This is a genomic window from Pseudomonas sp. NBRC 111140 (assembly GCF_001320885.1).
GTDB lineage: Bacteria > Pseudomonadota > Gammaproteobacteria > Pseudomonadales > Pseudomonadaceae > Aquipseudomonas > Aquipseudomonas putida_P.
Genome location: NZ_BCBQ01000021.1, coordinates 1 through 26,091, shown reverse-complemented (window position 1 = coordinate 26,091; position 26,091 = coordinate 1). Strand labels below are relative to the sequence as shown.

The following is a 26,091-nucleotide window of genomic DNA, read 5'->3' as shown; positions in this document are numbered from 1 at the left end:
GATTAGCCACTGAAGGGGGTAAGAATAGCCCGCCCGGCGGACCGGTCCTTGCATAGGCAAGCCGCCGGTCGCTCGGTATACTCGGGCGCAATACTGCATTTTTCTAAGGATTTCACCCATGAAGCGCCTGATTTCCTCCTTCGCGGCGCTGGTCGCTGTTGCCTGCCTCGTTTCTGCCTGCGGCCAGAAAGGCCCGTTGTATCTGCCTGAAGACGGCGATAACGGCAAAGCGCACAAGGCGCACCAGCACCAGCCCAAAGCCAAGCCGGCCCCGGTACAAGAGCAGCAGCCCGAACTGCAGCCCGAGCCCGAGCAGTCGCCAGCGCAGTAAGGAAACCAGATGAACGCTTTCAACTACCGCGACGGTGAGCTGTTCGCGGAAGGCGTGGCCCTGTCGGCCATCGCCGAGCGCTACGGCACCCCCACCTACGTGTATTCGCGCGCCCACATCGAGGCCCAGTACCGTAGCTACGCCGATGCCCTGCAAGGCACTGAACACTTGGTGTGCTTCGCGGTAAAGGCCAACTCCAACCTGGGCGTACTGAATGTACTGGCGCGCCTGGGCGCAGGTTTCGACATTGTCTCCGGCGGTGAGCTGGAGCGCGTGCTGGCCGCTGGCGGGCGCGCAGACCGCGTGGTCTTCTCCGGCGTCGGTAAAACCCGTGAAGACATGCGCCGCGCCCTGGAAGTTGGCGTGCACTGCTTCAACGTCGAATCCACCGACGAACTGGAGCGCCTGCAAGTAGTGGCCGCTGAAATGGGCAAGGTTGCCCCGGTGTCGCTGCGCGTCAACCCGGACGTCGATGCCGGTACCCACCCTTACATCTCCACAGGCCTCAAAGAAAACAAGTTCGGCATCGCCATCGCCGACGCCGAGGCCATCTACGTGCGTGCCGCGCAGCTGCCGAACCTGGAAGTGGTCGGTGTCGACTGCCACATTGGCTCGCAGCTGACCACCGTGGAGCCGTTCCTCGACGCACTCGACCGCCTGCTGGTACTGGTCGACCGCCTGGCCGAATGCGGTATCCACCTGCGCCACCTGGACTTGGGCGGCGGTGTTGGCGTTCGCTACCGCGACGAACAGCCGCCGCTGGTGGCCGACTACATCAAAGCCATCCGCGAGCGCGTGGGCGAGCGCGACCTGGCCCTGGTGTTCGAGCCGGGCCGCTACATCGTGGCCAACGCTGGCGTGCTGCTGACCCGTGTGGAATACCTCAAGCACACCGAACACAAGGACTTCGCCATCATCGATGCGGCGATGAACGACCTGATTCGGCCGGCCCTGTATCAAGCCTGGATGGGTGTCAGCGCGGTCAAGCCTCGTGCGGGCGAAGGCCGTGCCTACGACCTGGTCGGCCCTATCTGCGAGACCGGCGACTTCCTTGGCAAGGACCGCGTGCTGAACCTGGCCGAAGGTGACTTGCTGGCCGTAGCGTCTGCGGGCGCCTATGGTTTTGTCATGAGTTCCAACTACAACACCCGTGGCCGTTGCGCTGAAATCCTGGTCGACGGCGACCAGGCGTTCGAAGTACGCCGCCGCGAGACCATCGCCGAACTGTACGCTGGCGAAAGCCTGCTGCCGGAGTAAGCCCATGCTGCTGCGTTTTACCAAGATGCATGGGCTGGGCAATGACTTCATGGTCCTCGACCTGGTCAGCCAGCACGCGCATATCCAGCCCAAGCACGCCAAGCAATGGGGTGATCGCCATACCGGCATCGGCTTCGACCAATTGCTGATCGTCGAGGCGCCGAACAACCCGGAAGTGGACTTCCGCTACCGCATCTTCAATGCCGACGGCTCCGAGGTCGAGCAATGTGGCAACGGTGCCCGTTGTTTCGCCCGCTTCGTGCTGGACAAGCGCCTGACTGCGAAAAAGCGCATTCGTGTGGAAACCAAGAGCGGCATCATCGTGCTGGACGTGCAGAACGACGGCCAGGTGAGTGTCGACATGGGCCCGCCGCGCTTCATCCCTGCCGAAATCCCCTTCGTCGCCGACGCACAGGCGCTGAGCTACCCACTGGAAGTCGACGGCCAGCTGCATTCGATTGCCGCCGTGTCCATGGGTAACCCGCACGCCGTGCTGCGTGTCGACGACGTGCGTACTGCCCCCGTGCATGAGCTGGGCCCGAAGATCGAAAACCACCCACGCTTCCCGCAGCGGGTGAATGCCGGCTTCATCCAGGTCATCGACCGCCACCGCGCCAACTTGCGCGTGTGGGAACGCGGCGCGGGCGAAACCCAGGCCTGCGGCACCGGCGCCTGCGCCGCAGCCGTGGCAGCCATCAGTCAGGGCTGGATGGACTCTCCGGTGTCCCTCGACCTGCCCGGCGGGCGCCTGCACATCGAATGGGCCGGCCCCGGCAAGCCCGTAGTGATGACCGGCCCGGCCGTACGCGTCTACGAAGGACAGGTTCGTCTCTAAGCGAGTAACCGCCATGACCGATCAGCCCAAGGTTGTACCCAAGCAGTCCACCGAACTCGATGCCGAAGCGGTGGTCGCCTACCTGCGCGCCCACCCCACCTTCTTCGCCGAGCACGACGAGCTGCTGATCGAACAGCACATCCCGCACCAGCGTGGTGACAGCGTGTCGCTGGTGGAGCGCCAGCTCAAGCTGCTGCGTGACCGCAACATCGAAATGCGCCATCGTCTGTCGCAACTGATGGACGTGGCCCGCGACAACGACCGGCTGTTCGACAAGACCCGCCGGCTGATCCTTGACCTGCTGGATGCCGGCAGCCTGGAAGACGTGGTCATGGCGGTCGAAGACAGCCTGCGTCAGGAGTTCCAGGTGCCCTTCGTCAGCTTGATCCTGTTCGGCGACAACGTCGCGCCGGTCGGGCGCTGGGTCAGCAACGCCGAGGCCCAGCAGGCCATCGGCGCCCTGCTGGGCGGCGGCAAGACGGTCAGCGGCAACCTGCGCGAGCACGAGCTGGCCTTCCTGTTCGGCGAGGAACAGCGCCGGGAAGTAGGCTCCAGTGCCGTGGCCACCCTTGAGTACCAGGGGCTGCATGGGGTGCTGGCCATCGGCAGCCGCGACCCGCAACACTACAAGAGCAGCGTCGGCACCCTGTTCCTCGGCTACATCGCCGAAGTACTCGGCCGCGTTGTGCCACGCGTTACCCAGACCCTGCGCTCGGTACGCTGATGGAACGCCAGCTGGAGGCTTATTGCGCACACCTGCGCAACGAGCGCCAGGTATCGGAGCACACCTTGCTGGGCTACCGCCGTGACCTGGACAAGGTCATCGCCTACTGCAAGGAACACGGGATTGCCGACTGGCAGGCGCTGCAGATCCAGCAACTGCGCCAGCTGATCGCCCGCCTGCACCACCATGGCCAGTCTTCGCGCAGCCTGGCGCGGCTACTGTCGGCCGTGCGCGGCCTGTACCGCTACCTCAACCGCGAAGGCCTGTGCCAGCACGACCCAGCCACCGGCCTGAGCGCGCCCAAGGGTGAGCGCCGCTTGCCCAAGGTGCTGGACACCGACCGCGCTCTGCAATTGCTCGATGGCGGCGTCGACGACGACTTCATCGCCCGACGCGACCAGGCGATCCTTGAGCTGTTCTATTCGTCGGGCCTGCGCCTGTCCGAGCTGACCAACCTCGACCTCGATCACCTCGACCTCGCCGCCGGCCTGGTACAGGTACTGGGCAAGGGCGGCAAGGCCCGCGTACTGCCTGTTGGCCGCAAGGCGCGCGAGGCGCTGCAGGCGTGGTACCGCCTGCGCGGCATTGGCAACCCGCGCGACCGCGCGGTGTTCATTACCCGCCAGGGCAACCGCATCAGCCCCCAGGCCGTCCGGCTGCGGGTAAAGGCCGCCGGTGAGCGCGAGCTGGGCCAGCACCTGCACCCGCACATGCTTCGCCATTCCTTCGCCAGCCATGTGCTGGAATCGTCCCAGGACCTGCGTGCGGTGCAAGAGCTGCTCGGCCATGCCGACATCAGCACCACGCAGATCTACACCCACCTGGACTTCCAGCACCTGGCCGCGGTGTATGACAGCGCCCACCCTCGGGCCAAACGCAGCAAGGGCAATGACTCATGAGCATCAAGCTGATCACCTTCGACCTGGACGATACCCTGTGGGACACCGCGCCAGTGATTGCCACTGCCGAAGTCGTGCTGCGCGACTGGCTCGAAGCCAACGCCCCGATCCTTGGCGGCGTGCCGGTGGAGCACCTGTTCGCCATCCGCGAGCGCCTGGTACAAGCCGAGCCCGGCCTCAAGCACCGCATCAGCGCCCTGCGCCGGCGCGTGCTGTTCCATGCCTTGGAAGAGGTCGGCTACAGCGAGAAACATGCGCAGGAACTGGCCAACGAAGGTTTCGAAGTATTCCTGCATGCCCGCCATCAGGTGGAGATCTTCCCCGAAGTGCAACCGGTGCTGGAGATTCTGCGCCACCACTACACCCTGGGCGTGGTCACCAACGGCAACGCCGATGTGAGCCGGCTGGGGCTGGCGGACTACTTCCGCTTTGCCCTGTGCGCTGAGGACCTCGGTATCGGCAAGCCGGACCCGGCGCCGTTTCTGGAAGCCCTACGCCGTGGAGAATCGGAAGCCAGCGCGGCGGTGCACATTGGCGATCACCCCGGCGATGACATCGCTGGCGCCCAGCGCGCCGGTCTGCGTGCGGTATGGTTCAACCCACAGGGTAAGGCATGGGCGGGCGAACAGGCACCGGATGCCGAGATCCAGCGCCTGTCGCAGCTGCCCGACATCCTTTCGCGCTGGCGTTGAAGGCCCGGCCTGCACAGCAACCTGTTCTGAACAACAGGCACAAAAAAGCCCGCAGCGACGGCGGGCTTTTTTGCGATCAGCCACTCAGATAGGGCGGCTGCCGTACTTGTTGTCCGGCTTCTTGGGCGGGTCGGCGACCACGTTGGCCTCGACTTCCTGCACCTTGCCACCGCGCGAAAGGAACTCTTCCATCGCCTTGGCCAGGGCATCACGCTCTTTCTGCTTGGCTTCCATGCTCGGCATCTCGTCTACCGAGACCGCCGCCTTGGATTTGCCCTTGGCAGCGGGTGCCGGGCTGCTGTCGTCATCGCCAGCATCTTCGGCGCCGTCGTCAGCCGCCGCTTCGAGGCCTTCATCAGCCTCGTCTTCGTCGCCTACTTCGAGGTCATCATTTTCCAGATCGTCGTCGCTCATGTTCTACCTCATGACTTGCGAAAAGCAGGTTAGTTATAGACCAGTGCAGCCGTAGACCGGCAGCCACCAGTGAAAATTCAACTGGCCGTGGGTTAGGCCACTGCCCTTGGGTCGGCACTCCTGATGGGAGGCGGCACCCAGCAGGCCCTGCTCCTGGCAGGACCTGACAAATCCATTAACCCCTGCTGGCCACACGCTATTGGCAAGCCTAGCAAAGGCTGGCGAAGTGTGTGGACTACACGTCAAACACCCTTCGGCGCGCATTCTAGCGCGCCCGTGGAAAAAGCAAAGCTCCATAAACGCCCTACGACTTGTAAGTTTTTTACCTACGTCGCGAACGTGTCGAATAAACCGTTTGCCGAGCGCGAAATGCTGAAAATCTGACAAAAAAATGCCCGGCAAGCCGGGCAAATTTTTACCGCGTCGCAGTTACAGGTTGTAGCCGCGTTCGTTGTGCTGAGCCAGGTCGAGGCCGACCGACTCTTCTTCTTCGTTGACCCGCAGGCCCATCACCACATCCAGCACCTTGAGGATCACGTAGGTGACGATGGCGGTGTACACCACGGTGAAGATCACGCCCTTGGCCTGGATCCAGACCTGCATGCCGATGTCGGTGACGGTACCGAAGCCGCCCAGTGCAGGGGCTGCGAACACGCCGGTGAGGATGGCGCCGATGATGCCGCCGATTCCGTGCACGCCGAAAGCGTCCAGCGAGTCGTCATAGCCCAGCTTGCGCTTGAGGGTGGTGGCACAGAAGTAGCAGATCACACCCGACGCCAGGCCAATCACCAGAGCGCCCATCGGGCCCACGGTGCCTGCAGCCGGGGTAATGGCGACCAGGCCGGCAACCACACCCGAGGCGATGCCCAGGGCACTGGGTTTACCGTGGCCGATCCACTCGGCGAACATCCAGCCCAGTGCCGCAGCGGCAGTGGCGATCTGGGTGACCAGCATGGCCATGCCGGCGGTGCCGTTGGCCGCAGCGGCGGAGCCTGCGTTGAAGCCGAACCAGCCGATCCACAGCATGGCCGCGCCCATCAGGGTATAGCCCAGGTTGTGCGGGGCCATCGGCGTGGTCGGGTAGCCTTTGCGCTTGCCCAACACCAGGCAGCAGACCAGGCCTGCGATACCGGCGTTGATGTGCACCACGGTGCCGCCAGCGAAGTCCAGCACGCCCCAGTCCCACATCAGTGCGCCGTCACCACTCCACACCATGTGCGCGATAGGCGCATACACCAGGGTGAACCAGATACCCATGAACACCAGCATCGCGGAGAACTTCATGCGCTCGGCGAAGGCACCGACGATCAGCGCCGGGGTGATGATGGCAAATGTCATCTGGAAGGTGATGAATACCGCTTCAGGGAACAGCGCGGTGGCCGAGGTCAAGTTCTCGGGCGTCACGCCGCTGAGAAAGGCTTTGGAGAAACCGCCAACGAAGGAGTTGAAGTTGAGCACGCCCTTTTCCATACCGGTGGTATCGAAGGCCATGCTGTAGCCGTAAACGACCCAGAGAATGCTCATCAGGCCGGTGATTGCAAAGCACTGCATCATCACCGACAGCACGTTCTTGGAACGCACCATGCCGCCATAGAACAGGGCCAGGCCCGGAATGGTCATGAACAGCACCAGCGCCGTTGCGGTCAGCATCCAGGCGGTATCGCCGGAGTTCAGCGCTGGGGCAGCTTCCTCTGCCAGGGCAAGCCCGGGCATTACGAGGGACAATAGGGCTCCTAGCCCTGCGATCTTACGCAGAGTCATGTTGTTTTCTCCTGGGGCGTTGGGTTTGGTGAGGCTTTTTTGCTGCTTAGATCGCGTCGGTATCGGTTTCGCCGGTACGGATACGGATTGCCTGCTCCAGATTCACCACGAAAATCTTGCCGTCACCGATCTTGCCGGTGTTGGCTGCCTTGGTGATGGCTTCGATTACCCGATCAAGGTCCTTGTCATCGATGGCGACATCGATCTTCACCTTGGGCAGGAAATCGACCACATATTCAGCACCGCGATACAGCTCGGTGTGGCCCTTCTGCCGACCGAAGCCTTTGACTTCGGTGACGGTGATGCCCTGCACGCCGATTTCCGACAGCGACTCGCGCACGTCGTCCAGCTTGAACGGCTTGATGATGGCTGTGACTAGCTTCATGAAACTCTCTCCCGATTTGGTGGACTTGCCCCAGGAAAACAAACCCGTCTCAAGTCTAAGCGCAGCGCTTGGCTTTGTAACGCGTCGTCGGTATACGGCTCCGCGTGCGCACTGCCCGGTCACAAGGAACTGCATCAGTGCATGGCTCGTTCAGGTCTTTGCAGAAACCTTGCCAGTTCCGGCAAAGCACCGGAAAACAGTGGGTTATGTGAAACAGTCGGGATTGGCCAGTCGCCAGTATGGAAAACATGCACAATATCGGTGCGCGCTGGCAGGGCGTACTGCGCGAAAAATGTGCAGGGGGAGCGAGCCTGAGTGGCTGAATGGCCCGTGCTACACTGCCGACCACTTTCAGTTTCAGTGGACCGCCCCATGCTCGCGCCAAAAGCCCTTCTCGATGCCCTGAGCGATCAAGCCTCGCGCCTGTTCAGCAACGATACCGCCCAGCCCCGTGCAGAACTGGAAAGCCAGTTCAAGGTGCTGATGCAAGGTGCCTTCAGCAAGCTGGACTTGGTCAGCCGCGACGAATTCGACAGCCAGATGGTCGTGCTGGCGCGCACCCGCGCGCGCCTGGAAGCACTGGAAAAACAAGTAGCCGAGCTGGAAGCACGGCTGAACCCACAAGGTGAGTGAATGCAGCCCTCCAGCGCATACCCGGTACTGCTGTTTTCCTACGGCACATTGCAGGACAAAGCCGTGCAACTGGCCAACTTCGGCCGTGAGCTGAGCGGCCAGGCCGACCGTATGCTTGGCTACCGCCAGGACTGGGTCGAGATCACCGACCCGGGCGTACTGGCCGCCAGCGGCAAGCCCCATCACCCCATCGTTTCCCCCAGCAGCCAGGCCGACGACAGCGTGGCCGGGATGGTCTTCCAGATCAGCGAAGAAGAGCTGGCGGCGGCGGACCGCTATGAAGTCGCCGACTACAAGCGCGTCGCCGTCACCCTCGCCTCGGGCCTGACTGCCTGGGTTTATGTGCGCGCCTGAATCCCTCGGGCGCGGGTTGTTACACGGAGCGTTTCCCCATGAAAGTCAGCGCACGCAATGTTTTCGAAGGCAAAGTCACCCAAGTTCAGCCCGGTGCGGTCAATGCCGAAGTCGAGCTGACCCTCGGTGGTGGTGAAAAACTGGTGGCAGTGGTCACCATGGCCAGCCTGCATAACCTCAACATCAATGTCGGTAAAGACGCCGTGGCGCTGGTCAAGGCGCCTTGGGTGGTGCTGCTGACTGACGCTGCCGGTTACAAGCTGTCGGCCCGTAATGCCCTGGAAGGTGAAGTGGTACGGGTTGGCGATGGTGCTGTGAACGCCGAGGTAGTGCTGAAGCTGGCCGGTGGCACCGAGGTGTATGCCATCGTCACCCGCGAAGCCGTGCAGGAGCTGGGGCTGGCGCCAGGCGTGAAGGCCACCGCGCTGATCAAGGCCTCGCACATCATCCTTGGCGCCAAGCCCTGAATGAGAGGGGGCTGCTTTGCAGCCCCGGTCTAATTCATACAGGCCTGTTTCGGTGGCAACTCGCTGGCATGCAAGGTGCCGCGGAACAATGCCGCGCCACACTGGGTAAACAACGTCTTCACCCGGTTGTGCGAATTGAGGATCTCGGCCTGGATATCCTCGATGGCCGTATCCCCCGGCTGTAATCTGGCCGCCCGGTTGGCCCATTCGATGGCGGCAAAGCGGCTCTGCTTGCGGGTGCCGCGGCCCTGCATCCACGCCAGCCCCAGTTCGGCGCTGGCACGCCCGGCAATCCAAGGGTCCGGGTACTCCACCAGGCTCAGCAGGTAGGTAACTGCCTCGGCTCGCTCCTGTGCTTCACCAAACTGACGCAACAAAATCCCCAGGTGCAAACGTGCACGGGCATTGGTCTGCGCATTGCCCAGCGCGTCGACCAGCAGCTGCCTGACGGCCAGCATGGCACTGCGCTCACTCAGGTCCTCATCGCCATCCATGCGCAGGCAGGCCAGGTTGTACTTGGCCTGCCGGCTGCCCGCTTCCACCGCGCGCTGCAGCCAGTACTCGGCTGCCTCATCATCCAGGTAATGCGCCGGTGTGTTGGCCAAGCCGCCATTGTGCAGCTCGTACAGGCCCAGGGCGGCCCCAGGCAGGTTCAGTTCGGCGCAGCGTTCATACAGGTAGCAGGCCACTTCATGCCGGTTGGCTGCCCACAGCAACTTCGCCACCTCGAGCACCTCGAGCCCCGGTGCTTGACCCGCGCACTGGCGTTTCACCGCCCGCTGCGACCAAAGCCTTGCCTGCTCGACCGAGCGTGGCAGCCCCCACAGCCCGAACCGGTGCCCGGCAGCGCGCAATGCACAGGCGCCCGCATGGGAGCGGCCTTCACACAACCGCTCGATGGCGCTGCGCAACAGGTGTTTCTCATCCGTCATGCCTTTGCGCAGTATCAGTTCGACCAGGCAGCGAAATGGCTCGCCCATGGCACGGATGGCGCCGTGGTCGGTATTGCACGCAAAGCTCGCGGCAAAATCGCGCATTGCGCCGGCATGGTCTTGCACTGCACGGCTGCGCAGCGCCCCCCGCCAGGCCAGCACGACCGCGCTTTCTCGGGGCCTTTTCGGGCGTTGTGACCAGCTTTCGAACACCGGCTGCCATTCGGCGACGGCCTGCAACGGGTTGGCATGCGGCAGCATCAGCCTGCATTCGACGGCCATCCAGCGCAGCGCATTGCGCAAGCTTTCGTCCCAGGTTGAACACAACGGGCCATTGGCCAAAAGCTCAAGCGCATCGATCCTGCCACCCCAGCGGGGCTGCAGGTAAACGGCAATGGCCTGAATCGCTTCGAAGCATCCAGGGCGAGCGACCAGTGCATGGCGCAGCCAGTAATAGCGGGGGTCTTCGTTTTCATGATCGACCCGCCTGCCCAGGCAAGGCGGCAACGCCTGTGGCAGCTCAGCCAGGGGGAATACCCCATGCTTCACCAGCAAGGGCGCTGCGGCTTCCTGCACTTCCACATCAGCATGGGCACTGGGCCTGTAACGCGCTGGATGCCCCTGAAACAGTTCGATCAACCAGCCAGGCTCGCGCAGCTGCGCACTGATACGCAGCATGCCAATGGCCGCGGCCACGGGTTGTGCAGACCGGTCCATTGCACGCAACAGGTGCGCGGTTGCGGTTTCACACATTTGCTCGACGGCCAGCACGCGGGCAGCGTTGCGTTGGCCGCCCCCCTGCACCTGGCAGGCTCGGTGGAAGCAATGCATGCCCATGACCACTTGTGGGTGGTACGCCTTGGGGCAGGCGTCAATCCAGGCTTTGAGCGCTTGGCTCAGGGCCCTGTCACCCTGGTTTTCCAGGTCGACCAGCATGTGCCCTTCGATGGCAGCCAGGTAGGCCGGGAACTCGCCGAACGGGGCTTGGCGCCACCGTGCCTCAAGGCTGTCGAAAAAGCGGTTGAGTTCAACGAATGCACTGGCCTGTACCAGTTCGCGGATTACCTGGCGCGTGCGGGTAAGCGTTTGCACGGCGCAATACCTCAAGTCCATTTGAAAAAAGACGCGGTGCCATCCCATGGCAACTGCAATTGCCCAACAACACTAAGCCATACCTGGCGACTGCGCAAAGTCTATTGGATCCATTTTTGCCGGACGGCATCGAAACACAGGGAAAAACACTGCCCTGAAATACCAGGACGCATAGTTGTTGCGCCTGCCGTGGCAGTGCTGGCTATCCTTTGCACCTGCCGCAGGAAGCGGCCCTTTCCAGTGACAACGGAGTGTCCATGTCCCTAGCACTCGTCCACAGCCGCGCCCAAGTGGGCGTGCAGGCTCCAGCAGTCAGTGTCGAAACCCACCTGGCCAATGGCTTGCCCCATCTCACCCTAGTCGGCCTGCCGGAAACCACGGTCAAGGAAAGCAAGGACCGGGTGCGCAGTGCCATCGTCAATTCCGGGCTGAACTACCCGCAGCGTCGCATTACCCAAAACCTCGCGCCCGCCGACCTGCCCAAGGATGGCGGGCGTTACGACCTGGCCATTGCCTTGGGCATCCTCGCCGCCGACGGCCAGGTGCCGGTTGCCGCCCTTACCGAGGTCGAGTGCCTGGGCGAACTGGCGCTGTCTGGCAAACTGCGCCCGGTGCAGGGTGTGCTGCCGGCGGCACTGGCGGCGCGCGAGGCAGGCCGGGCACTGGTAGTACCACGGGAGAATGCCGAGGAAGCCAGCCTGGCAGGCGGGCTGGTGGTGTATGCGGTGGGGCACCTGTTGGAGCTGGTCGCCCACCTGAATGGCCAGGTGCCGCTGCCGCCGTATGCTGCCAACGGCCTGATCCTGCAGCAACGGCCTTACCCGGACCTGAGTGAAGTGCAGGGGCAGCTGGCGGCCAAGCGTGCCCTGTTGCTGGCGGCCGCCGGGGCACACAACCTGCTGTTCACCGGGCCTCCCGGCACCGGTAAAACGTTGCTTGCCAGCCGCTTGCCGGGGCTGCTGCCGCCGCTGGACGAGCACGAGGCGCTCGAAGTGGCGGCAATCCAGTCAATCAGCGGGCATGCACCGCTGAACAGCTGGCCGCAGCGGCCGTTCCGCCACCCTCATCACTCCGCCTCCGGCCCGGCGCTGGTCGGGGGCAGCAGCCGACCGCAACCAGGCGAAATAACCCTGGCCCATCACGGCGTACTGTTTCTGGATGAGCTGCCAGAGTTCGAGCGGCGCGTGCTGGAGGTGCTGCGCGAGCCGCTCGAGTCGGGCGAAATCGTGATTGCCCGGGCCCGCGACAAGGTGCGCTTCCCAGCGCGCTTCCAACTGGTGGCGGCGATGAACCCGTGCCCTTGCGGCTACCTGGGCGACCCCACCGGCCGCTGCCGCTGCAGCACCGAGCAGATCGCACGGTATCGCAACAAGCTGTCCGGACCACTGCTGGACCGCATCGACCTGCACCTGACCGTGGCCCGCGAGAGCACTACGCTGAACAACCAACCCTGCGGTGAGCCCAGTGCCGATGTGGCGGCCAAAGTGGCCCAGGCGCGCGCGGTGCAGCACAAGCGGCAAGGGTGTGCGAATGCTTTTCTCGATCTCGAGGGCTTGCGCCGCCACTGCGGGTTGGCGCCGGCGGACCAGGCCTGGCTGGAAGGGGCCTGCGAGCGGCTGACCTTGTCGTTGCGATCGGCACACCGGTTGTTGAAAGTGGCGCGGACACTGGCGGACCTGGAGTGTTGTGAGACGATTGGCCGGCCGCATCTGGCCGAGGCCCTGCAATACCGACCAGGGAGCGGTTAGATTCGCCTTGTGCGGCCCATGGCTGCTCGCCAATTGATCGCTGGCCACCGCTATCGTCTCTTTTATCAGGACAATGTTTCTCCCTGGTAGCAGATTGTCTGCCCCCACTCCAAGCCCCAGAATCGTCGGCCAAACTGTTCAAACGCTGCCCCGGCAGCTCATGGAGTACGAGCCAATGCCACACGAAGGCAGCCTTCTGCAAACCGCGGTGATTTTCCTGCTTGCCGCCGTCCTCGCTGTCCCGCTGGCCAAGCGCCTGCAACTGGGTGCCGTGCTCGGTTACCTGCTGGCCGGCGTGGTCATCGGCCCGCAAGCGCTGGGTTTGATCCGCGACACCGAAAGCGTGGCGCACATTTCCGAGCTGGGGGTGGTGCTGCTGCTGTTCATCATCGGCCTGGAACTGTCGCCCAAGCGCTTGTGGCTGATGCGCAAGTCGGTGTTCGGTGTCGGTACTGCCCAGGTGCTGCTGACCGGCGCGCTGATCGGTGCCATCGCCCTGTTCGGCTTCAGCCAGACACTGCCGGCTGCCATCGTGCTCGGCCTGGGCCTGGCGCTATCCTCCACCGCCCTTGGCCTGCAGAGCCTGGCTGAGAGCAAGCAGCTCAACGCCCCGCACGGCCGCCTGGCATTCGCCATCCTGTTGTTCCAGGACATCGCCGCCATACCGCTTATCGCCCTGGTGCCGCTGCTGGCCGCCAGTGGCCCGGACACCAGTCACGGCGACAGCCTGCAACACGGCCTCAAGGTGTTCGCCAGCATCGCCGTGGTGATCATCGGCGGCCGCTACCTGCTGCGCCCGGTGTTCCGCACCGTGGCCCGCACCGGCCTGCCGGAAGTGTCCACCGCCACCGCGCTGCTGGTGGTGATCGGCACGGCCTGGCTGATGGAAGAAGCCGGCATTTCCATGGCCCTTGGCGCCTTCCTCGCCGGCCTGCTGCTGGCCGATTCGGAATATCGCCACGAGCTGGAATCGCAGATCGAGCCGTTCAAGGGCCTGCTGCTGGGGCTGTTCTTCATCAGCGTGGGCATGGGCGCCAACCTTCGCCTGCTGCTGGACATGCCGCTGGTGGTGCTGGGCCTGACCCTGCTGCTGGTGGCGGTAAAGCTGGTGCTGCTGATAGGCGTCGGCCGAATGGTTGGTGGCCTGAACAGCGCCAGCGCCCTGCGCCTGGGCATGGTGCTGGCGGCGGGTGGCGAGTTCGCCTTCGTGGTGTTCAAGCTGGGCAAGGACCAGGGCCTGTTCGACACCCAGACCTACGACCTGCTGCTGATGACCATCACCCTGTCGATGGCCATTACCCCGATGCTGATGCTGGGCTGCGCCCGCGCCCTCAAACGCCCGCAACCGGCGCGTGAAGTGCCCGAGCAGTACAAGCAGATCCAGACGGATACGCCGCGGGTGGTGATCGTCGGCATGGGCCGCATGGGCCAGATCGTCGCGCGCATCCTGCGTGCGCAGAAGATCCCGTTCATTGCCCTGGAAACCTCGGTGGACACCATCGAGATGACCCGCATGTTCGAACAGGTGCCGGTGTTCTACGGCGACCCCCTGCGCCCCGAGGTGCTGCACGCCGCCAAGGTGGGTGAAGCGGAGTACTTCATCATCACCATCGATGACCCTGAAGCTGCCATTCATACCGCCGAACGGGTGAAACGCCTGTACCCACACCTTAAAGTGCTCGCCCGGGCACGTAACCGCCAGCATGTGCACAAGTTGGTGGATGCAGGCGCCGAGCCGATTCGCGAGACGTTCTACTCCAGCCTGGAAATGACCCGCCGGGCGCTGGTGGGGTTGGGCTTGAGCGATGAACAGGCGGCGGACCGTATTGCGCGGTTTACCCAACATGACGAAGAAGTGCTGGTGGCCCAGGGGCATGTGCGCGATGACCGGGCCAAGGTGATGCAGACGGCCAAGGAGGCGCGGGTGGAGCTGGCGCGGTTGTTTGATTCGGATGCGGATTGAGGGCCTTTGTCGTACGCCTTGAGGGTTGTGGCGCCATTACGCGCACCCAAGAAACCATCACGGAATCGTCCGATTCTCAGCAAGATCCTACTTCCCGACCAACCATTTCCTACGTCACCGCCGATCCCGAGGATTTATCCTACACCCCGTGTCGACGCCCGTCTGATTGTCCGGGGAAGGCCTGCTCTCTAGGCTGACCGGGTCGCTGTCGGTTCAGCGATCGGGTGTGGAAACCCGGCAGGTAATCGGAACAGCTGTCGTCATGGCAGTTGCACGCGGGAGGCCGTATGGCCTGCCGGGGTTCCGATAGCCCGGCTTTCCACCCCGCGTGCAGCCGCCACCCTTCGCGTGGAAACGGATGGTGCCGGCCAACCTCTATCGGAGTTTGGCTATGAAAAAGATTGTTCCCGATCCACCCCTCCCCAACACCACACAACGCCCTTTCAGCCGCTGCGATGCCGGCCATCCCCCATTGTTCACCGTAAACCCCGGCGTCTCAGCCCACGACGCCCTGGTACATGTCGCCCAGTACCTGCGCGGTGCCTACGACTGTGGCTACAAAGCCCTGGAGCATCTGGATGAGACAGGCAAAAGCCTGTTCTGGAGCAACCTAAACTCACTCGAAATGGCAGAAGGGCTGGTTGAGGCACTGCTGGATGGGATTGAGTCACAGCCAATGAATTGATGCCGCCTGTACCGGCCCTTTCGCGGGTGGACCCGCGAAGAGGCCAGCACAGCAAACAAAAAAGGCCGGCCCCCTATAGAGAGAGCCGGCCTTTGTGCGTGCTGCTATCGGTTGATTACTTCCCCGCAGTCAACGCGTTGTAGCTGGTCATCAAATTCCGATAGTCCGGAATGTGGTTGGAGCACAGCGCAGCCAGCCCTTCCACATCGTTGCGCCAGTCGCGGTGCAGCTCACAGGCCACGCCGAACCAGGTCATCAGCTGGGCGCCCGCCTGGCTCATGCGGTCATGGGCGGCATCGCGGGTCATTTCGTTGAAAGTACCGGAAGCATCAGTCACCACAAACACATCGAACTCTTCTTCCAGCGCCGACAGCGCCGGGAAGGCTACGCAGACCTCAGTCACCACACCGGCAATGATCAGCTGCTTCTTGCCGGTGGCCTTCACCGCCTTGACGAAGTCTTCGTTGTCCCAGGCGTTGATCTGGCCTGGGCGGGCGATGTACGGGGCATCCGGGAACAGGGCTTTCAGTTCTGGCACCAGCGGGCCGTTGGGGCCTTGCTCGAAGCTGGTGGTGAGGATGGTCGGCAGGTTGAAGAACTTGGCCAGGTCAGCCAGGGCCAGCACGTTGTTCTTGAACTTGTCCGGCTCGATGTCGCGCACCAGGGACAGCAGGCCAGCCTGGTGGTCCACCAGCAGCACGGCGGCGTCGTCTTTGTTCAGGCGGTTGTAGGTGAATTTGCTCATGGTCTGTGCTCCTAAGGGTTATGAGTTTTTCAGCAATTCGGGGTGTTTCGCGTTGATGGGCACAGATTAAAATCATCACCTTCACGGCGGTAGACTGCGAAAAATGCCTTTAGCGTTCCATTTGGAGAACGATCATTGGAAGACCTCAACTCCCTCTACTACTTCACCCAAGTCGTTGAGCACGGTGGCTTCGCCCCAGCCGGCCGGGCGCTGGACATGCCCAAGTCAAAGCTCAGCCGGCGCATCGCCGACCTTGAAGACCGCCTGGGCGTGCGCTTGCTGCACCGCACCAGCCGGCACTGCTCACTGACCGAGATCGGCCAGGCCTACTACAACCGCTGCCTGGCCATGCGCGTAGAGGCCGAGGGCGCGGCAGAGATCATCGAGCGCAACCGCAGCGAACCACGCGGGCTGGTGCGCATCAGTTGCCCGACTACCCTGCTCAATTCCTGGGTTGGGCCGATGCTGACCCGCTACATGCTCAAGTACCCGCAGGTGGAGTTGTTCATCGAAAGTACCAACCGCCGTGTCGACCTGTTGCACGAGGGCTTCGACATTGCCCTGCGGGTGCGCTTTCCGCCGCTGGAGAACACCGACATGGTGATGAAGGTGCTGAGCAACAGCACCCAGTGCCTGGTCGGCCAGCCGCAATACCTGGAGCAATTGCCCAAAGGTTTCGACCCACAGCTGCTCGGCACGCTACCGAGCGTGCACTGGGGCAGTGCCCAGCGTGAGTACCAGTGGGAGCTGTTTCAGGGTGAGGGCAACAGCCGCAGCATCGTCATCCCGCATAAGCCGCGCATGGTGACTGACGATCTGTTCGCGTTGCGCCACTTCGTGGTGGCAGGCGTGGGGATTGCCCACTTGCCGCGAGTGGCGGTGCGTGAAGACCTGGCGGCAGGGCGGCTGGTAGAGCTGCTGCCTGAGTGGCACCCGCGTTGCGGGATCGTGCATGCGATCTTCCCGTCGCGGCGCGGGTTGCTGCCGTCGGTGCGAGCGTTGATCGATCATCTGGCTGAGGAATTTGCCATCAGCGACATGGCTTGAGCACCGGCGAAAGCGCCAGCAGTGAAAGAACAGAAAAGGGGGCCAAAACTGGCCCCCTTTTTCACATCAGTTCAGCTTAGAAAGCAAAGCATGAACAACCCAGCGCACCCCAGAAGCCCTGGAAGTCATTCACCGGTACGCTCGAATGCCGCGCTTTCTCATGGCTGTGCGCATGCACCCCGCATGGCCCGCTGCACTGGTGCACGGCGGCGGCCAACGATGGCGTACCGACGCGCCAGTGCCCCGGCACCTTGACCACCGGCGACCATTCCGGCAACACAGGCACCTGCGGCGGGCCCAGTTTGTCGAACTCACCTGCGCCGTACACCACCTTGCCATCGACGATCGTCAGCACCGACTCGATGCCCTTGATCGCCTCTTCATCGACGCTGAAGAAGTCCAGCGACAACGCCGCCAGGTCGGCCAACTGGCCCACTTTGATCTGGCCCTTCTTGCCCTGTTCGCTGGAAAACCAGGCACTGCCCTGGGTAAACAGCTGCAGCGCGGTATCGCGGCTCAGGCCTTCCGGGTACAGCGCCATGCCGCCAACGGTCTTGCCGCTGACCAGCCAGTACAGCGAGGTCCACGGGTTGTAGCTGGACACACGGGTGGCGTCGGTACCAGCGCCCACCGGCACGCCCATGTCGAGCATGCGCTTGATTGGCGGGGTCTGCTCAGCCGCCTTGGCGCCGTAGCGATCGACGAAATATTCACCCTGGAAGGCCATGCGGTCCTGGACGGCGATACCACCGCCCAAGGCGCGCACGCGCTCGATGTTCTGCGGGGTGATGGTTTCGGCGTGGTCGAAGAACCACGGCAGGCCGTTGAACGGGATGTCGCGGTTGACCTTCTCGAACACGTCGAGCATCCGCGTGATCGATTCGTTGTAGGTGGCGTGCAAGCGGAATGGCCAGCGTTGCTCGACCAGGTGGCGCACCACCGGCTCCAGCTCTTCCTCCATGGTCTGTGGCAGGTCCGGGCGCGGCTCGAGGAAGTCTTCGAAGTCGGCGGCCGAGAACACCAGCATTTCACCGGCGCCGTTATGGCGCAGGAAGTCGGTGCCGCTGTGCAGCTTGACGCTGGCGGTCCACTTCTTGAAGTCGTCCAGTTCTTCCTTGGGCTTCTGGGTGAACAGGTTGTAGGCAATGCGCACGGTCAGCTGGTTGTTGTCGGCCAGCTCCTGGATCACCGAGTAGTCGTCGGGGAAGTTCTGGTAGCCGCCACCGGCGTCGATGGCACTGGTCAGGCCCAAGCGGTTGAGTTCACGCATGAACTGGCGGGTGGAGTTGACCTGGTACTCCAGTGGCAGCTTCGGCCCCTTGGCCAGCGTGGCGTAGAGGATCATTGCATTGGGGCGGGCGATCAGCATGCCGGTCGGGTTGCCGAACTTGTCCCGCTGGATTTCACCACCCGGCGGGTTCGGCGTGTCCTTGGAGTAGCCAACAGCCTTGAGTGCCGCGCGGTTGAGCAGTGCGCGGTCGTAAAGGTGCAGCAGGAACACCGGGGTGTCGGGCGCGGCCTGGTTGATCTCTTCCAGGGTCGGCATGCGTTTCTCGGCGAACTGGAATTCGTTCCAGCCACCGACCACACGCACCCACTGCGGCGTAGGCGTGCGTGCGGCCTGGTCCTTGAGCATGCGCAAGGCATCAGCCACCGACGGCACGCCTTCCCAGCGCAACTCCAGGTTGTAGTTCAGGCCGCCGCGGATCAAGTGCAGGTGCGAGTCGTTCAGGCCTGGGATCACCGTGCGCTGTTTGAGGTCGATGATTTGCGTGGCTGCCCCCTTGTGGGCCATGGCCTCGGCATCGTTGCCCACGGCAACGAAGCGGCCGTCCTTGATGGCGACAGCAGTCGCGGTAGGTTTTTCACGGTCAACGGTGTGCAGTTTGCCGTTGAACAGAATCAGGTCGGCGGACATGGAACCTCCTTGGCTGGATGCGTGAGCTGAACCGGCTTGGCCGGTGAAGGGCAATGCGGACCAGAGCGCGCCGGCGGCACCGAGCACGGTGCTGGTGGCGAGGAACTGGCGACGGGTCTTGTCGTTGCGGTCCTGGGACATGCTGTTCTCCGTCTCTGGGTGCGGTGGCAGGCGCAACTGCGGGGCATGCCGGTTGGTGCAGAGTTGTAGAAGGTTAGCCCTGATCAAGTTTCGTGCCGCCAAGGCTGTACCCTTCGGGGTCAAGCCCGCGACGGCGCGGCTCAACCGCGCAGCCAATTGGCGCAGCGGCGGGTTACCCAAGGCATGATGTAGAACACCACGGGCAGGATGACGAACAGGTTCACGACCAGGTTGCCGGTGATCGGGCCGCCCAACTGCGGGAAGCGTGCGAACAGCGGCGCCAGCAGTTGCGGAATGACCATGGTCATCGGGCAGATCACCAGGTAGGTCAGCAGCGCCTGCTTCCAGCGCGGCGGTTGAGCTACCGTGGCGCCCGTTGGGCTACCGAGCACCTTGTGTTGCAGGCATACGGTCACCACTTCGCGGTTGTCTTGGAGTGCGGTGTTCATCGGCGTTCCTTGGGATGAGCTTGCCCGCATCCACTGTGCAACGGCGGACGGGCGGTGGATTGGATGGGTATGCAGCCCTGGCCGGGCACCGCCTGGGGGTGCCCGGAAAGGTTGGCTTACTTGCCGGCGTTGAAGGCGTTGTAGCTAGTCATCAGGTTGCGGTAGTCCGGGATGTGGTTGGAGCACAGCGCGGCCAGGCCTTCGATGTCGTTGCGCCAGTCGCGGTGCAGCTCACAGGCCACGCCGAACCAGGTCATCAGCTGCGCACCGGCCCGGCTCATGCGGTCATGGGCGGCGTCACGGGTCATGGCGTTGAAGGTCCCGGAGGCATCGGTCACCACGAACACTTCGAACTCTTCCTCCAGTGCCGCCAGGGCCGGGAAGGCAACACACACTTCGGTCACGACGCCGGCGATGATCAGCTGCTTCTTGCCGGTGGACTTCACGGCCTTGACGAAGTCTTCGTTGTCCCAGGCGTTGATCTGGCCTGGGCGGGCGATGTACGGGGCGTCCGGGAACAGGGCTTTCAGTTCTGGCACCAGCGGGCCGTTGGGGCCTTGCTCGAAGCTGGTGGTGAGGATGGTCGGCAGGTTGAAGAACTTGGCCAGGTCAGCCAGGGCCAGCACGTTGTTCTTGAATGCGTCGGGTTCGATATCGCGGACCAGGGACAGCAGGCCTGCCTGGTGGTCGACCAGCAGTACGGCGGCGTCGTCTTTGTTCAGGCGGTTGTATTTGAAGTGGGTCATGGTGGCAGCTCCTGATGGTTTTGATTTTCAGTAAGTAGGGTGTTTCGCGTTGATGGTTGAAGATTAAAACCAGGACCTTTGGAGCGGTAGATGGTGGTTTTTGGCTTTAACGTTCTGTTTTAGGAACGATAGATTGGCGTTGATTTTGCTGGCCTCTTCGCGGGCTGCCATTGCCTGCCCTGCAAACCTGCTCTATTACTACCCACAGCCCTCCCCTCACCCCGAGACCACCATGCTGGCGTTCATCCAGTCATCCCCGTTGTTGCTCGGTACCGCCCTGATCCTGCTCGACCTCGTGCTCTGGCAAGCCATCCCCATGCAGCGCCGAGCCTGGCGCATCGGCACGCGGCTGGTGATATTCCTGCTGTTCAGTTCAGTGCTGGTGGCCGCCGGCATGAGCCCGCTGCAGCCGCCACCCTGGCCCGACGATGTCTCGCGCAACCTGATGGCCACGGTACTGGCGATCGGCTGGTGGCTGTTTGGCGCACGCACGGTAACCGTGGTGTTCGGCCTGTTGCTGGTAGCCCGTGGCAGCCATGGCGGGCGGTTGCTGCAGGATGTGCTGGGGGCGTTGATCTTCCTCGCCGCCGTGGTGGCTGCCGCAGGCTATGTGATGCAGCTGCCGGTGAAGGGCCTGCTGGCCACCTCCGGGGTGATGGCCATCGTCATTGGCCTGGCGCTGCAGAGCACCCTGGCCGACGTGTTCAGCGGCATCGTGCTGAACACCACGCGGCCCTACCAGATCGGCGACTCCATCTCTATCGACGGCACCGAAGGCAAGGTGCTGGACATCGACTGGCGCGCCACCCGCTTGCTCACCGGCAGCGGCAGTTTGGCGGTAATCCCCAACTCGGTGGCGGCCAAGGCACGGCTGCTCAACCACAGCCGCCCGGCCGATGTGCATGGGGTCACGATCAGCGTGGTGGTGCCGGCCAAGGTGCGCCCCAAGCGGGTGTTCGACGCGCTGGAAAAGGCCTTGCAAGGCGTCAGTGCCATTCTTGCCACCCCAAAACCGAAAGTAACGGTGAAGGCCTCGACGCTGGAGTCAGTGGAGTACGAGGCCAGTGGCTTCGTGGCCGATATGGGCGCCAAGGGTGACGCGCGCAACCAGCTGTTCGACCTGGCGCACCGGCATCTGGAAGCCAGCGGAGTGATGTGGAACGTCGACCTGGCCGTGCCGCCGCGCAGCCGCCAGCGCGAAGTGCTGGACGAGGTCCGCGTGTTCCGCTCGCTGAGCGATGAAGAGCGAGACGCCTTGAGCCAGCGCATGACCGCAGTGGAGTACCTGCCGGACCAGGTGATCCTGGGGGTTGGCGAGCATTCAGATCATTTGCTGGTGATTGGCAGCGGGGTGGTATCGGCGTCGGTGCGCGATGGCGACAAACTGCTGGAAGCCGGGCGCATGGGGCCGGGTGAAGTGCTGGGGATCGAGGGCATCATCGACGAAGACGATTCGCTGGCCGAGTTCCGCACGCTGACCAGCTGCGTGCTGTACCGCATCGACAAGGAACAGGTGAAGAGCTGCCTGCAGCAGCGTGGCGAAGTGCAGACGGCGTTGAGCAAGTTGCAGCGGTTTCGGCGGCAGAACCGCGAGTCGTTGTTGCTGCAGAAGCCGGCCCTGATCAAGAAAGGCGGCTTCCTCAGCTGGTTACACAAGTAAGCCGGCACTGGCCTCTTCGCGGGTTCACCCGCGAAGAGGCCAGTGCTTACAGCACAACTCTCAAGCATTGCCCCGCGTGGTACAGCGAGAAGCCGGACTCATAGAACGCGGTGCGCAATGAAGGCGCACTCACCCCGCTCATGGGCGAAAACGGAATCGGCAGGCTGTCCGCTTCCCCTTTCAGCAAAAACTCGGCAAATGCCCGACCGATCACGGTGCCCGTGGTATTGCCCCGCCCGTTGTACCCCGTCACCGCCACCAGCCCCGGCGCCGGCTCGAACAGGCGCATCAGGTGGTCGGGGGTGAAGTCGATGCAACCGGTCCAGTGCATTTCCCACTCGACCTTGCCCAGTTCCGGGTAGTAGTGGCTCTGGATCCGGTCCGCCCAGCTGCGCACGAACCACGCTGGCTTGTTGTCGACCCGGCCCAGGCTGCCGAGCAGCAGGCGGCCCTGGTCGTCGCGGCGGATGCTGCTGAGCACGGTGCGGGTGTCCCACGAGCCCTGGCCATGCGGCAGCACCTTGTCGGCGGCTGCGCCTTGCAAAGGCTTGGAAGCCACCTGGTAGTAGTAACCGCGGAAAAACTGCTTCTGCAGGTTGCTCCAGTCGCCTTCGGTGTAGGCACCAGTGGAAATCACCACCTTGTCGGCGCGCACCGAACCCCGCGCAGTCTTCACCCGCCAAGCATCGCCGTCACGCTCCAGGCCTTCGACCGAAGACTGCTGGAACAGCTTGCCGCCCAGGCGGGCCACGGCGGCGGCCAGGCCCTGGGTGTAGCCCATCGGGTTGATGGTGCCGGCGCGGCGGTCGAGCAGCGCGGCAGAGATCTTGTTGGTGCCGCAGTATTCCTGGCATTGGGCGCCGGTCAGCAGCTCGACGTCGGCACCACGGCGGCGCCATTGTTCGTGGCGGGCTTCGAGGTCGGCGATGCCCGTGGCGTTATGCGCCATGTGCAGCGTGCCTTTGTGCTGGGCCTGGCAGTCGATGCCAAGGCGTTCGATCATGGCGAACACTTCAGCCGGGGCTTCGCCAAGCACCTTGTTCAGGCGGCTGCCTTGCTTCTGGCCGAGGGTGGCCTCGACGTCGTCGGGGCGGATCCAGGTGCCAGCGTTGACCAGGCCGACGTTGCGCCCGGAACCACCGTGGCCGATCTTCCACGCTTCCAGCAAGATCACCGACTTGCCCTGTTCGAGCAGATGGATGGCCGCCGACAGACCGGTGATACCGCCGCCGATCACGCAGACATCGGCCTTGTGCTCACCGGCCAGGGCCTGGGCGGCAACGCTCGGTTTGCTGACGAATTCCCACAAGCATTCTTGACGCAGTTCGGACATGGCCCGGCTCCAGCAGTGTTGTTCTTATTGCAGGTGCATCTGGTTTATTGGGGCCGCTTTGCGGCCCATTCGCGGGTGAACCCGCTCCCACAGGGACATCACAGGTTCCGAAAGCTGTGTTGTCCCTGTGGGAGCGGGTTCACCCGCGAACCGGGGGCATAGCCCCCGGCCATGCAGCATCAAACCATCAGTCGAACACGATACCCTGTGCCAGCGGCAGCTCACGCGAATAGTTCACGGTGTTGGTCTGACGACGCATGTAGCCCTTCCAGGCATCCGAACCCGACTCACGGCCACCACCGGTTTCCTTCTCGCCACCGAACGCACCGCCGATCTCGGCGCCGCTGGTGCCGATGTTGACGTTGGCGATGCCGCAGTCGCTGCCCGAAGCACTCTGGAAGCGCTCGGCTTCGCGAATGTCGGTGGTGAAGATGCACGACGACAGGCCTTGTGGCACTTCGTTGTTCAGGCGCAGGGCCTCTTCGAAGTCGTCATAAGCCAGCACGTACAGGATCGGGGCGAAGGTTTCGTGGCGCACCACGTCGCTTTGCGCCGGCATTTCGGCAATGGCAGGCGACACGTAGTAGGCGTTCGGGTACTGGTCGGCCAGCTGACGCTCGCCACCAAATACCTGGCCACCCTCGTCGCGGGCCTTGGCCAGCGCACCTTGCATGGCGTCGAACGACAGCTTGTCGATCAGCGGGCCCACCAGGTTGTCCTTGCGCGGGTCGCCAATGCGCACTTTGCCGTAGGCGGCTTTGACGCGGGCAACCACTTCGTCCTTGATCGAGCGGTGCACGATCAGGCGGCGCAGCGTGGTGCAACGCTGGCCGGCGGTGCCGACAGCGGAGAACAGGATGCCGCGCACGGCCAGGTCCAGGTCCGCGCTCGGGGCCAGAATCATGGCGTTGTTGCCGCCCAGTTCCAGGATGCTGCGGCCAAAGCGGGCGGCCACACGTGGGCCGACTTCGCGCCCCATGCGGGTGCTGCCGGTGGCGCTGACCAGCGGGACACGCGGGTCATCGACCATGGCTTCGCCGGCTTCACGGCCGCCGATCACCAGTTGCGCCAGGCCAGCCGGGGCGTCGCCAAAGGCTTTCAGGGCTTTTTCGAACAGCGCCTGGCAGGCCAGGGCGGTCAGCGGGGTCTTCTCGGACGGCTTCCACACTACCGAGTTACCGGCCACCAGGGCCAGCGCGGTGTTCCAGGCCCACACCGCAACCGGGAAGTTGAAGGCGCTGATTACACCGACCACGCCCAGCGGGTGCCAGGTTTCGCGCATGTGGTGGCCTGGGCGCTCGGAGGCGATGGTCAGGCCGTACAGCTGGCGCGACAGGCCCACGGCGAAGTCGCAGATGTCGATCATTTCCTGCACTTCACCCAGGCCTTCCTGAGTGATCTTGCCGGCTTCGATCGAAACCAGCTCGCCCAGGTCGGCCTTGTGCTCGCGCAGCACTTCGCCGAACAGGCGTACCAATTCGCCACGGCGCGGGGCCGGCACAGTGCGCCAGGCGTCGAAGGCGCTTTGAGCCTGATCGATGCGGGCGATGGTCTCGGCCTTGCCGAGCAGTTTCACCGAGGCGATCTGGCTGCCGTCGATCGGCGTGTGAACAGGGTAGTCGCCCTGGGTGTAAGCCTCGGCGGCAACGCCAAGGCGCTCGAGCAATCCAGCAACCATTAGTGCTTCTCCTACATCGGGTGATGGGGTGGAAAATTGATGGGGATCAGTATTAATCCGATCACATAGGTACAACAAACGACCTTTATTCCGCATATCATTCCACCAGGTAATGATTCGAGCCGCAGAGACCGCTATGTCCAAACGCCTGGTGCCTTCCATGACCGCCCTGCAGTGCTTTGAAGCTGCAGCCCGCCACTTGAGCTTTACCCGTGCCGCCGAAGAGCTGCACCTGACCCAGAGCGCGGTCAGCAAGCAGGTGGCGCAGCTTGAAGACATGCTGCGCCACCACCTGTTCCTGCGCATCCGCCGGCGCCTGCAGCTGACCCCGGCCGGAAGCCTGTACCTGGCCGAGGTCAACAAGATCCTCACCCAGGTGGATATGTCCAGCCGCTACGTGCTCACTTATGGCGAGCAGACCGAGATATTGAAGGTAGCCACGCAACCGAGTTTTGGCGTGCGCTGGTTGATCCCGCAACTGAAGGGCTTTGGCAAACGGCACAGCAATATCCACCTGGACATCCGCAACGAGATGGAGCCGTTCGCCTTGCTGCAGGGTTCGGCTGACGTGGTGTTCTTCTATGGCCAGGGCACGTGGCCGGGGGCCACCTGCGTGGAGCTGTTCCGCGAAGAGGTCGTACCGGTGTGCGCGCCGGAGCTGCTGGCCGGGCGCACGCTGGGCGATGCGGCAGAGCTTGCCGACCTGGTGCTGCTGCAAAGCACGTCGCGGCCGGAAGCGTGGCATGAGTGGTTCCAGGAGCTGGGCTTGCAGAGCGTCAGCGCCTATCACGGGCCGCGCTTCGATACGTTCTATATGGCGTTGAGCGCGGCACAGGCCGGGTGCGGCGTGGCGCTGGTGCCGCGTTACCTGGCGGCGAAGGAACTGGCGGACGGGAGCCTGGTGGTGCCGTGGAACCATGCGATGCGCAGTGCCGGGGCGCATTACCTGGCGTATGCCGAGCATGCGGCGGAGGTGCCCAAGGTGCGGGCGTTGGTGGAATGGATTCACGAGCAGCTTCAGGCTTGAGGGCCTCTTCGCGGGTAAACCCGCTCCCACAAGGGCGTTGCGCAGCCACTGCGGGAGCGGGTTTACCCGCGAAAGGGCCCTGAAGGTCGATCAAAAAAGGAATGACACACTCACTTTTTTTCGCTTGTGAGCCAAGTGCATTCCCAGCTTTCATGTAAGCGTCCGAACCCAACCA

25 protein-coding genes are annotated in these 26,091 nt (G+C 63.4%); 15 read left to right on the top strand and 10 right to left on the bottom strand.

The genetic code is table 11. From position 1 onward, the window contains the following. Window positions 1-118 precede the first annotated feature (118 nt). Genes APH42_RS09360 through APH42_RS09335 form a run of 6 tightly spaced genes read left to right on the top strand, consistent with a single transcriptional unit; the run spans window position 119 to window position 4,738 of the window. The gene (locus tag APH42_RS09360) at window positions 119-331 is read left to right on the top strand and encodes a lipoprotein (RefSeq protein WP_012274778.1); all 213 of its coding nucleotides are present in this window, start codon (window positions 119-121) and stop codon (window positions 329-331) included. Between the two features lie 9 nt (window positions 332-340). After that, window positions 341-1,588: a diaminopimelate decarboxylase gene (gene lysA, locus APH42_RS09355; RefSeq protein ID WP_012274779.1), complete on the top strand. Its 1,248-nt coding sequence runs from the start codon at window positions 341-343 to the stop codon at window positions 1,586-1,588. A gap of 4 nt (window positions 1,589-1,592) precedes the next feature. After that, complete coding sequence (dapF, locus tag APH42_RS09350) at window positions 1,593-2,423, top strand: diaminopimelate epimerase (RefSeq protein WP_060493197.1); 831 nt, start codon at window positions 1,593-1,595, stop codon at window positions 2,421-2,423. A gap of 13 nt (window positions 2,424-2,436) precedes the next feature. Beyond that, entirely contained in the window at window positions 2,437-3,147 is a 711-nt protein-coding gene (locus APH42_RS09345; RefSeq protein ID WP_012274781.1) for a DUF484 family protein, read from the top strand. Beyond that, window positions 3,147-4,046: a tyrosine recombinase XerC gene (xerC, locus tag APH42_RS09340; protein WP_012274782.1), complete on the top strand. Its 900-nt coding sequence runs from the start codon at window positions 3,147-3,149 to the stop codon at window positions 4,044-4,046. The genes APH42_RS09345 and xerC overlap by 1 nt, the downstream gene beginning before the upstream one ends. After that, a complete protein-coding gene (locus APH42_RS09335) occupies window positions 4,043-4,738 on the top strand; it encodes an HAD family hydrolase (RefSeq protein ID WP_012274783.1) in 696 nt (231 codons plus the stop codon). Before xerC ends, APH42_RS09335 begins: the two co-directional genes overlap by 4 nt. 84 nt (window positions 4,739-4,822) lie before the next feature. On the opposite strand, the gene sutA is transcribed toward APH42_RS09335, so the two are convergent. From sutA to glnK, 3 genes are all read right to left on the bottom strand, one after another. Beyond that, window positions 4,823-5,152, bottom strand: coding sequence for a transcriptional regulator SutA (sutA, locus tag APH42_RS09330; protein WP_011536349.1), 330 nt, complete (start codon window positions 5,150-5,152; stop codon window positions 4,823-4,825). A 429-nt stretch (window positions 5,153-5,581) separates the two neighbouring features. Further along, entirely contained in the window at window positions 5,582-6,913 is a 1,332-nt protein-coding gene (locus APH42_RS09325) for an ammonium transporter (RefSeq protein WP_016712640.1), read from the bottom strand. Between the two features lie 46 nt (window positions 6,914-6,959). After that, window positions 6,960-7,298 (bottom strand): P-II family nitrogen regulator, encoded by a 339-nt coding sequence (glnK, locus tag APH42_RS09320; RefSeq protein WP_002555808.1) that lies wholly within the window; start codon window positions 7,296-7,298, stop codon window positions 6,960-6,962. Between the two features lie 372 nt (window positions 7,299-7,670). Here glnK and APH42_RS09315 point away from each other — a divergent pair, with 372 nt between their 5' ends. From APH42_RS09315 to APH42_RS09305, 3 genes are read left to right on the top strand one after another with little or no spacing between them, the layout of a single operon-like run. Beyond that, the gene (locus APH42_RS09315; RefSeq protein WP_041166618.1) at window positions 7,671-7,931 is read left to right on the top strand and encodes an accessory factor UbiK family protein; all 261 of its coding nucleotides are present in this window, start codon (window positions 7,671-7,673) and stop codon (window positions 7,929-7,931) included. Continuing rightward, window positions 7,932-8,285 carry a gamma-glutamylcyclotransferase family protein gene (locus tag APH42_RS09310; protein WP_060493196.1) on the top strand — a complete coding sequence of 118 codons (354 nt, stop codon included), beginning with the start codon at window positions 7,932-7,934 and terminating at the stop codon, window positions 8,283-8,285. A 38-nt stretch (window positions 8,286-8,323) separates the two neighbouring features. After that, window positions 8,324-8,752: a molybdopterin-binding protein gene (locus APH42_RS09305; protein ID WP_012274787.1), complete on the top strand. Its 429-nt coding sequence runs from the start codon at window positions 8,324-8,326 to the stop codon at window positions 8,750-8,752. A gap of 29 nt (window positions 8,753-8,781) precedes the next feature. On the opposite strand, the gene APH42_RS09300 is transcribed toward APH42_RS09305, so the two are convergent. Next, window positions 8,782-10,776, bottom strand: coding sequence for a DUF4034 domain-containing protein (locus tag APH42_RS09300; protein ID WP_060493195.1), 1,995 nt, complete (start codon window positions 10,774-10,776; stop codon window positions 8,782-8,784). A 215-nt stretch (window positions 10,777-10,991) separates the two neighbouring features. On the opposite strand from APH42_RS09300, the gene APH42_RS09295 reads away from it, so the two are divergent. The 3 genes from APH42_RS09295 to APH42_RS09285 all read left to right on the top strand — a co-directional run bounded on the left by APH42_RS09295 (window position 10,992) and on the right by APH42_RS09285 (window position 15,172). Continuing rightward, window positions 10,992-12,524: a YifB family Mg chelatase-like AAA ATPase gene (locus APH42_RS09295; protein ID WP_256098736.1), complete on the top strand. Its 1,533-nt coding sequence runs from the start codon at window positions 10,992-10,994 to the stop codon at window positions 12,522-12,524. A 175-nt stretch (window positions 12,525-12,699) separates the two neighbouring features. Continuing rightward, complete coding sequence (locus APH42_RS09290) at window positions 12,700-14,487, top strand: monovalent cation:proton antiporter-2 (CPA2) family protein (RefSeq protein WP_060493193.1); 1,788 nt, start codon at window positions 12,700-12,702, stop codon at window positions 14,485-14,487. A gap of 391 nt (window positions 14,488-14,878) precedes the next feature. Beyond that, window positions 14,879-15,172 (top strand): hypothetical protein, encoded by a 294-nt coding sequence (locus tag APH42_RS09285; RefSeq protein WP_012274791.1) that lies wholly within the window; start codon window positions 14,879-14,881, stop codon window positions 15,170-15,172. Window positions 15,173-15,287: 115 nt separating this feature from the next. On the opposite strand, the gene ycaC (APH42_RS09280) is transcribed toward APH42_RS09285, so the two are convergent. Then, window positions 15,288-15,917 (bottom strand): isochorismate family cysteine hydrolase YcaC, encoded by a 630-nt coding sequence (ycaC, locus tag APH42_RS09280; RefSeq protein WP_012274792.1) that lies wholly within the window; start codon window positions 15,915-15,917, stop codon window positions 15,288-15,290. Window positions 15,918-16,052: 135 nt separating this feature from the next. On the opposite strand from ycaC (APH42_RS09280), the gene APH42_RS09275 reads away from it, so the two are divergent. After that, window positions 16,053-16,964 (top strand): LysR substrate-binding domain-containing protein, encoded by a 912-nt coding sequence (locus APH42_RS09275; RefSeq protein ID WP_012274793.1) that lies wholly within the window; start codon window positions 16,053-16,055, stop codon window positions 16,962-16,964. 76 nt (window positions 16,965-17,040) lie between these two features. On the opposite strand, the gene APH42_RS09270 is transcribed toward APH42_RS09275, so the two are convergent. The 3 genes from APH42_RS09270 to ycaC (APH42_RS09260) all read right to left on the bottom strand — a co-directional run bounded on the left by APH42_RS09270 (window position 17,041) and on the right by ycaC (APH42_RS09260) (window position 20,218). After that, a complete protein-coding gene (locus APH42_RS09270; RefSeq protein ID WP_177336845.1) occupies window positions 17,041-18,882 on the bottom strand; it encodes an amidohydrolase in 1,842 nt (613 codons plus the stop codon). Between the two features lie 281 nt (window positions 18,883-19,163). Beyond that, entirely contained in the window at window positions 19,164-19,472 is a 309-nt protein-coding gene (locus APH42_RS09265; RefSeq protein WP_012274795.1) for a hypothetical protein, read from the bottom strand. A gap of 116 nt (window positions 19,473-19,588) precedes the next feature. Next, on the bottom strand, window positions 19,589-20,218 hold the full coding sequence (gene ycaC, locus APH42_RS09260; RefSeq protein ID WP_060493192.1) for an isochorismate family cysteine hydrolase YcaC: 630 nt from the start codon (window positions 20,216-20,218) through the stop codon (window positions 19,589-19,591). Between the two features lie 232 nt (window positions 20,219-20,450). Between ycaC (APH42_RS09260) and APH42_RS09255 the strand changes: the two genes are divergently transcribed. Next, window positions 20,451-21,878 carry a mechanosensitive ion channel family protein gene (locus tag APH42_RS09255; protein ID WP_041166807.1) on the top strand — a complete coding sequence of 476 codons (1,428 nt, stop codon included), beginning with the start codon at window positions 20,451-20,453 and terminating at the stop codon, window positions 21,876-21,878. Window positions 21,879-21,924: 46 nt separating this feature from the next. On the opposite strand, the gene APH42_RS09250 is transcribed toward APH42_RS09255, so the two are convergent. Both APH42_RS09250 and APH42_RS09245 read right to left on the bottom strand, forming a co-directional pair. Then, window positions 21,925-23,211, bottom strand: a complete 1,287-nt coding sequence (locus tag APH42_RS09250; protein WP_012274798.1) for an FAD-binding oxidoreductase — start codon at window positions 23,209-23,211, stop codon at window positions 21,925-21,927. 187 nt (window positions 23,212-23,398) lie between these two features. After that, a complete protein-coding gene (locus APH42_RS09245; protein WP_012274799.1) occupies window positions 23,399-24,889 on the bottom strand; it encodes an aldehyde dehydrogenase family protein in 1,491 nt (496 codons plus the stop codon). A gap of 136 nt (window positions 24,890-25,025) precedes the next feature. On the opposite strand from APH42_RS09245, the gene APH42_RS09240 reads away from it, so the two are divergent. Beyond that, a complete protein-coding gene (locus APH42_RS09240) occupies window positions 25,026-25,916 on the top strand; it encodes a LysR family transcriptional regulator (RefSeq protein ID WP_060493191.1) in 891 nt (296 codons plus the stop codon). The last annotated feature ends 175 nt before the right edge of the window (window positions 25,917-26,091 follow it).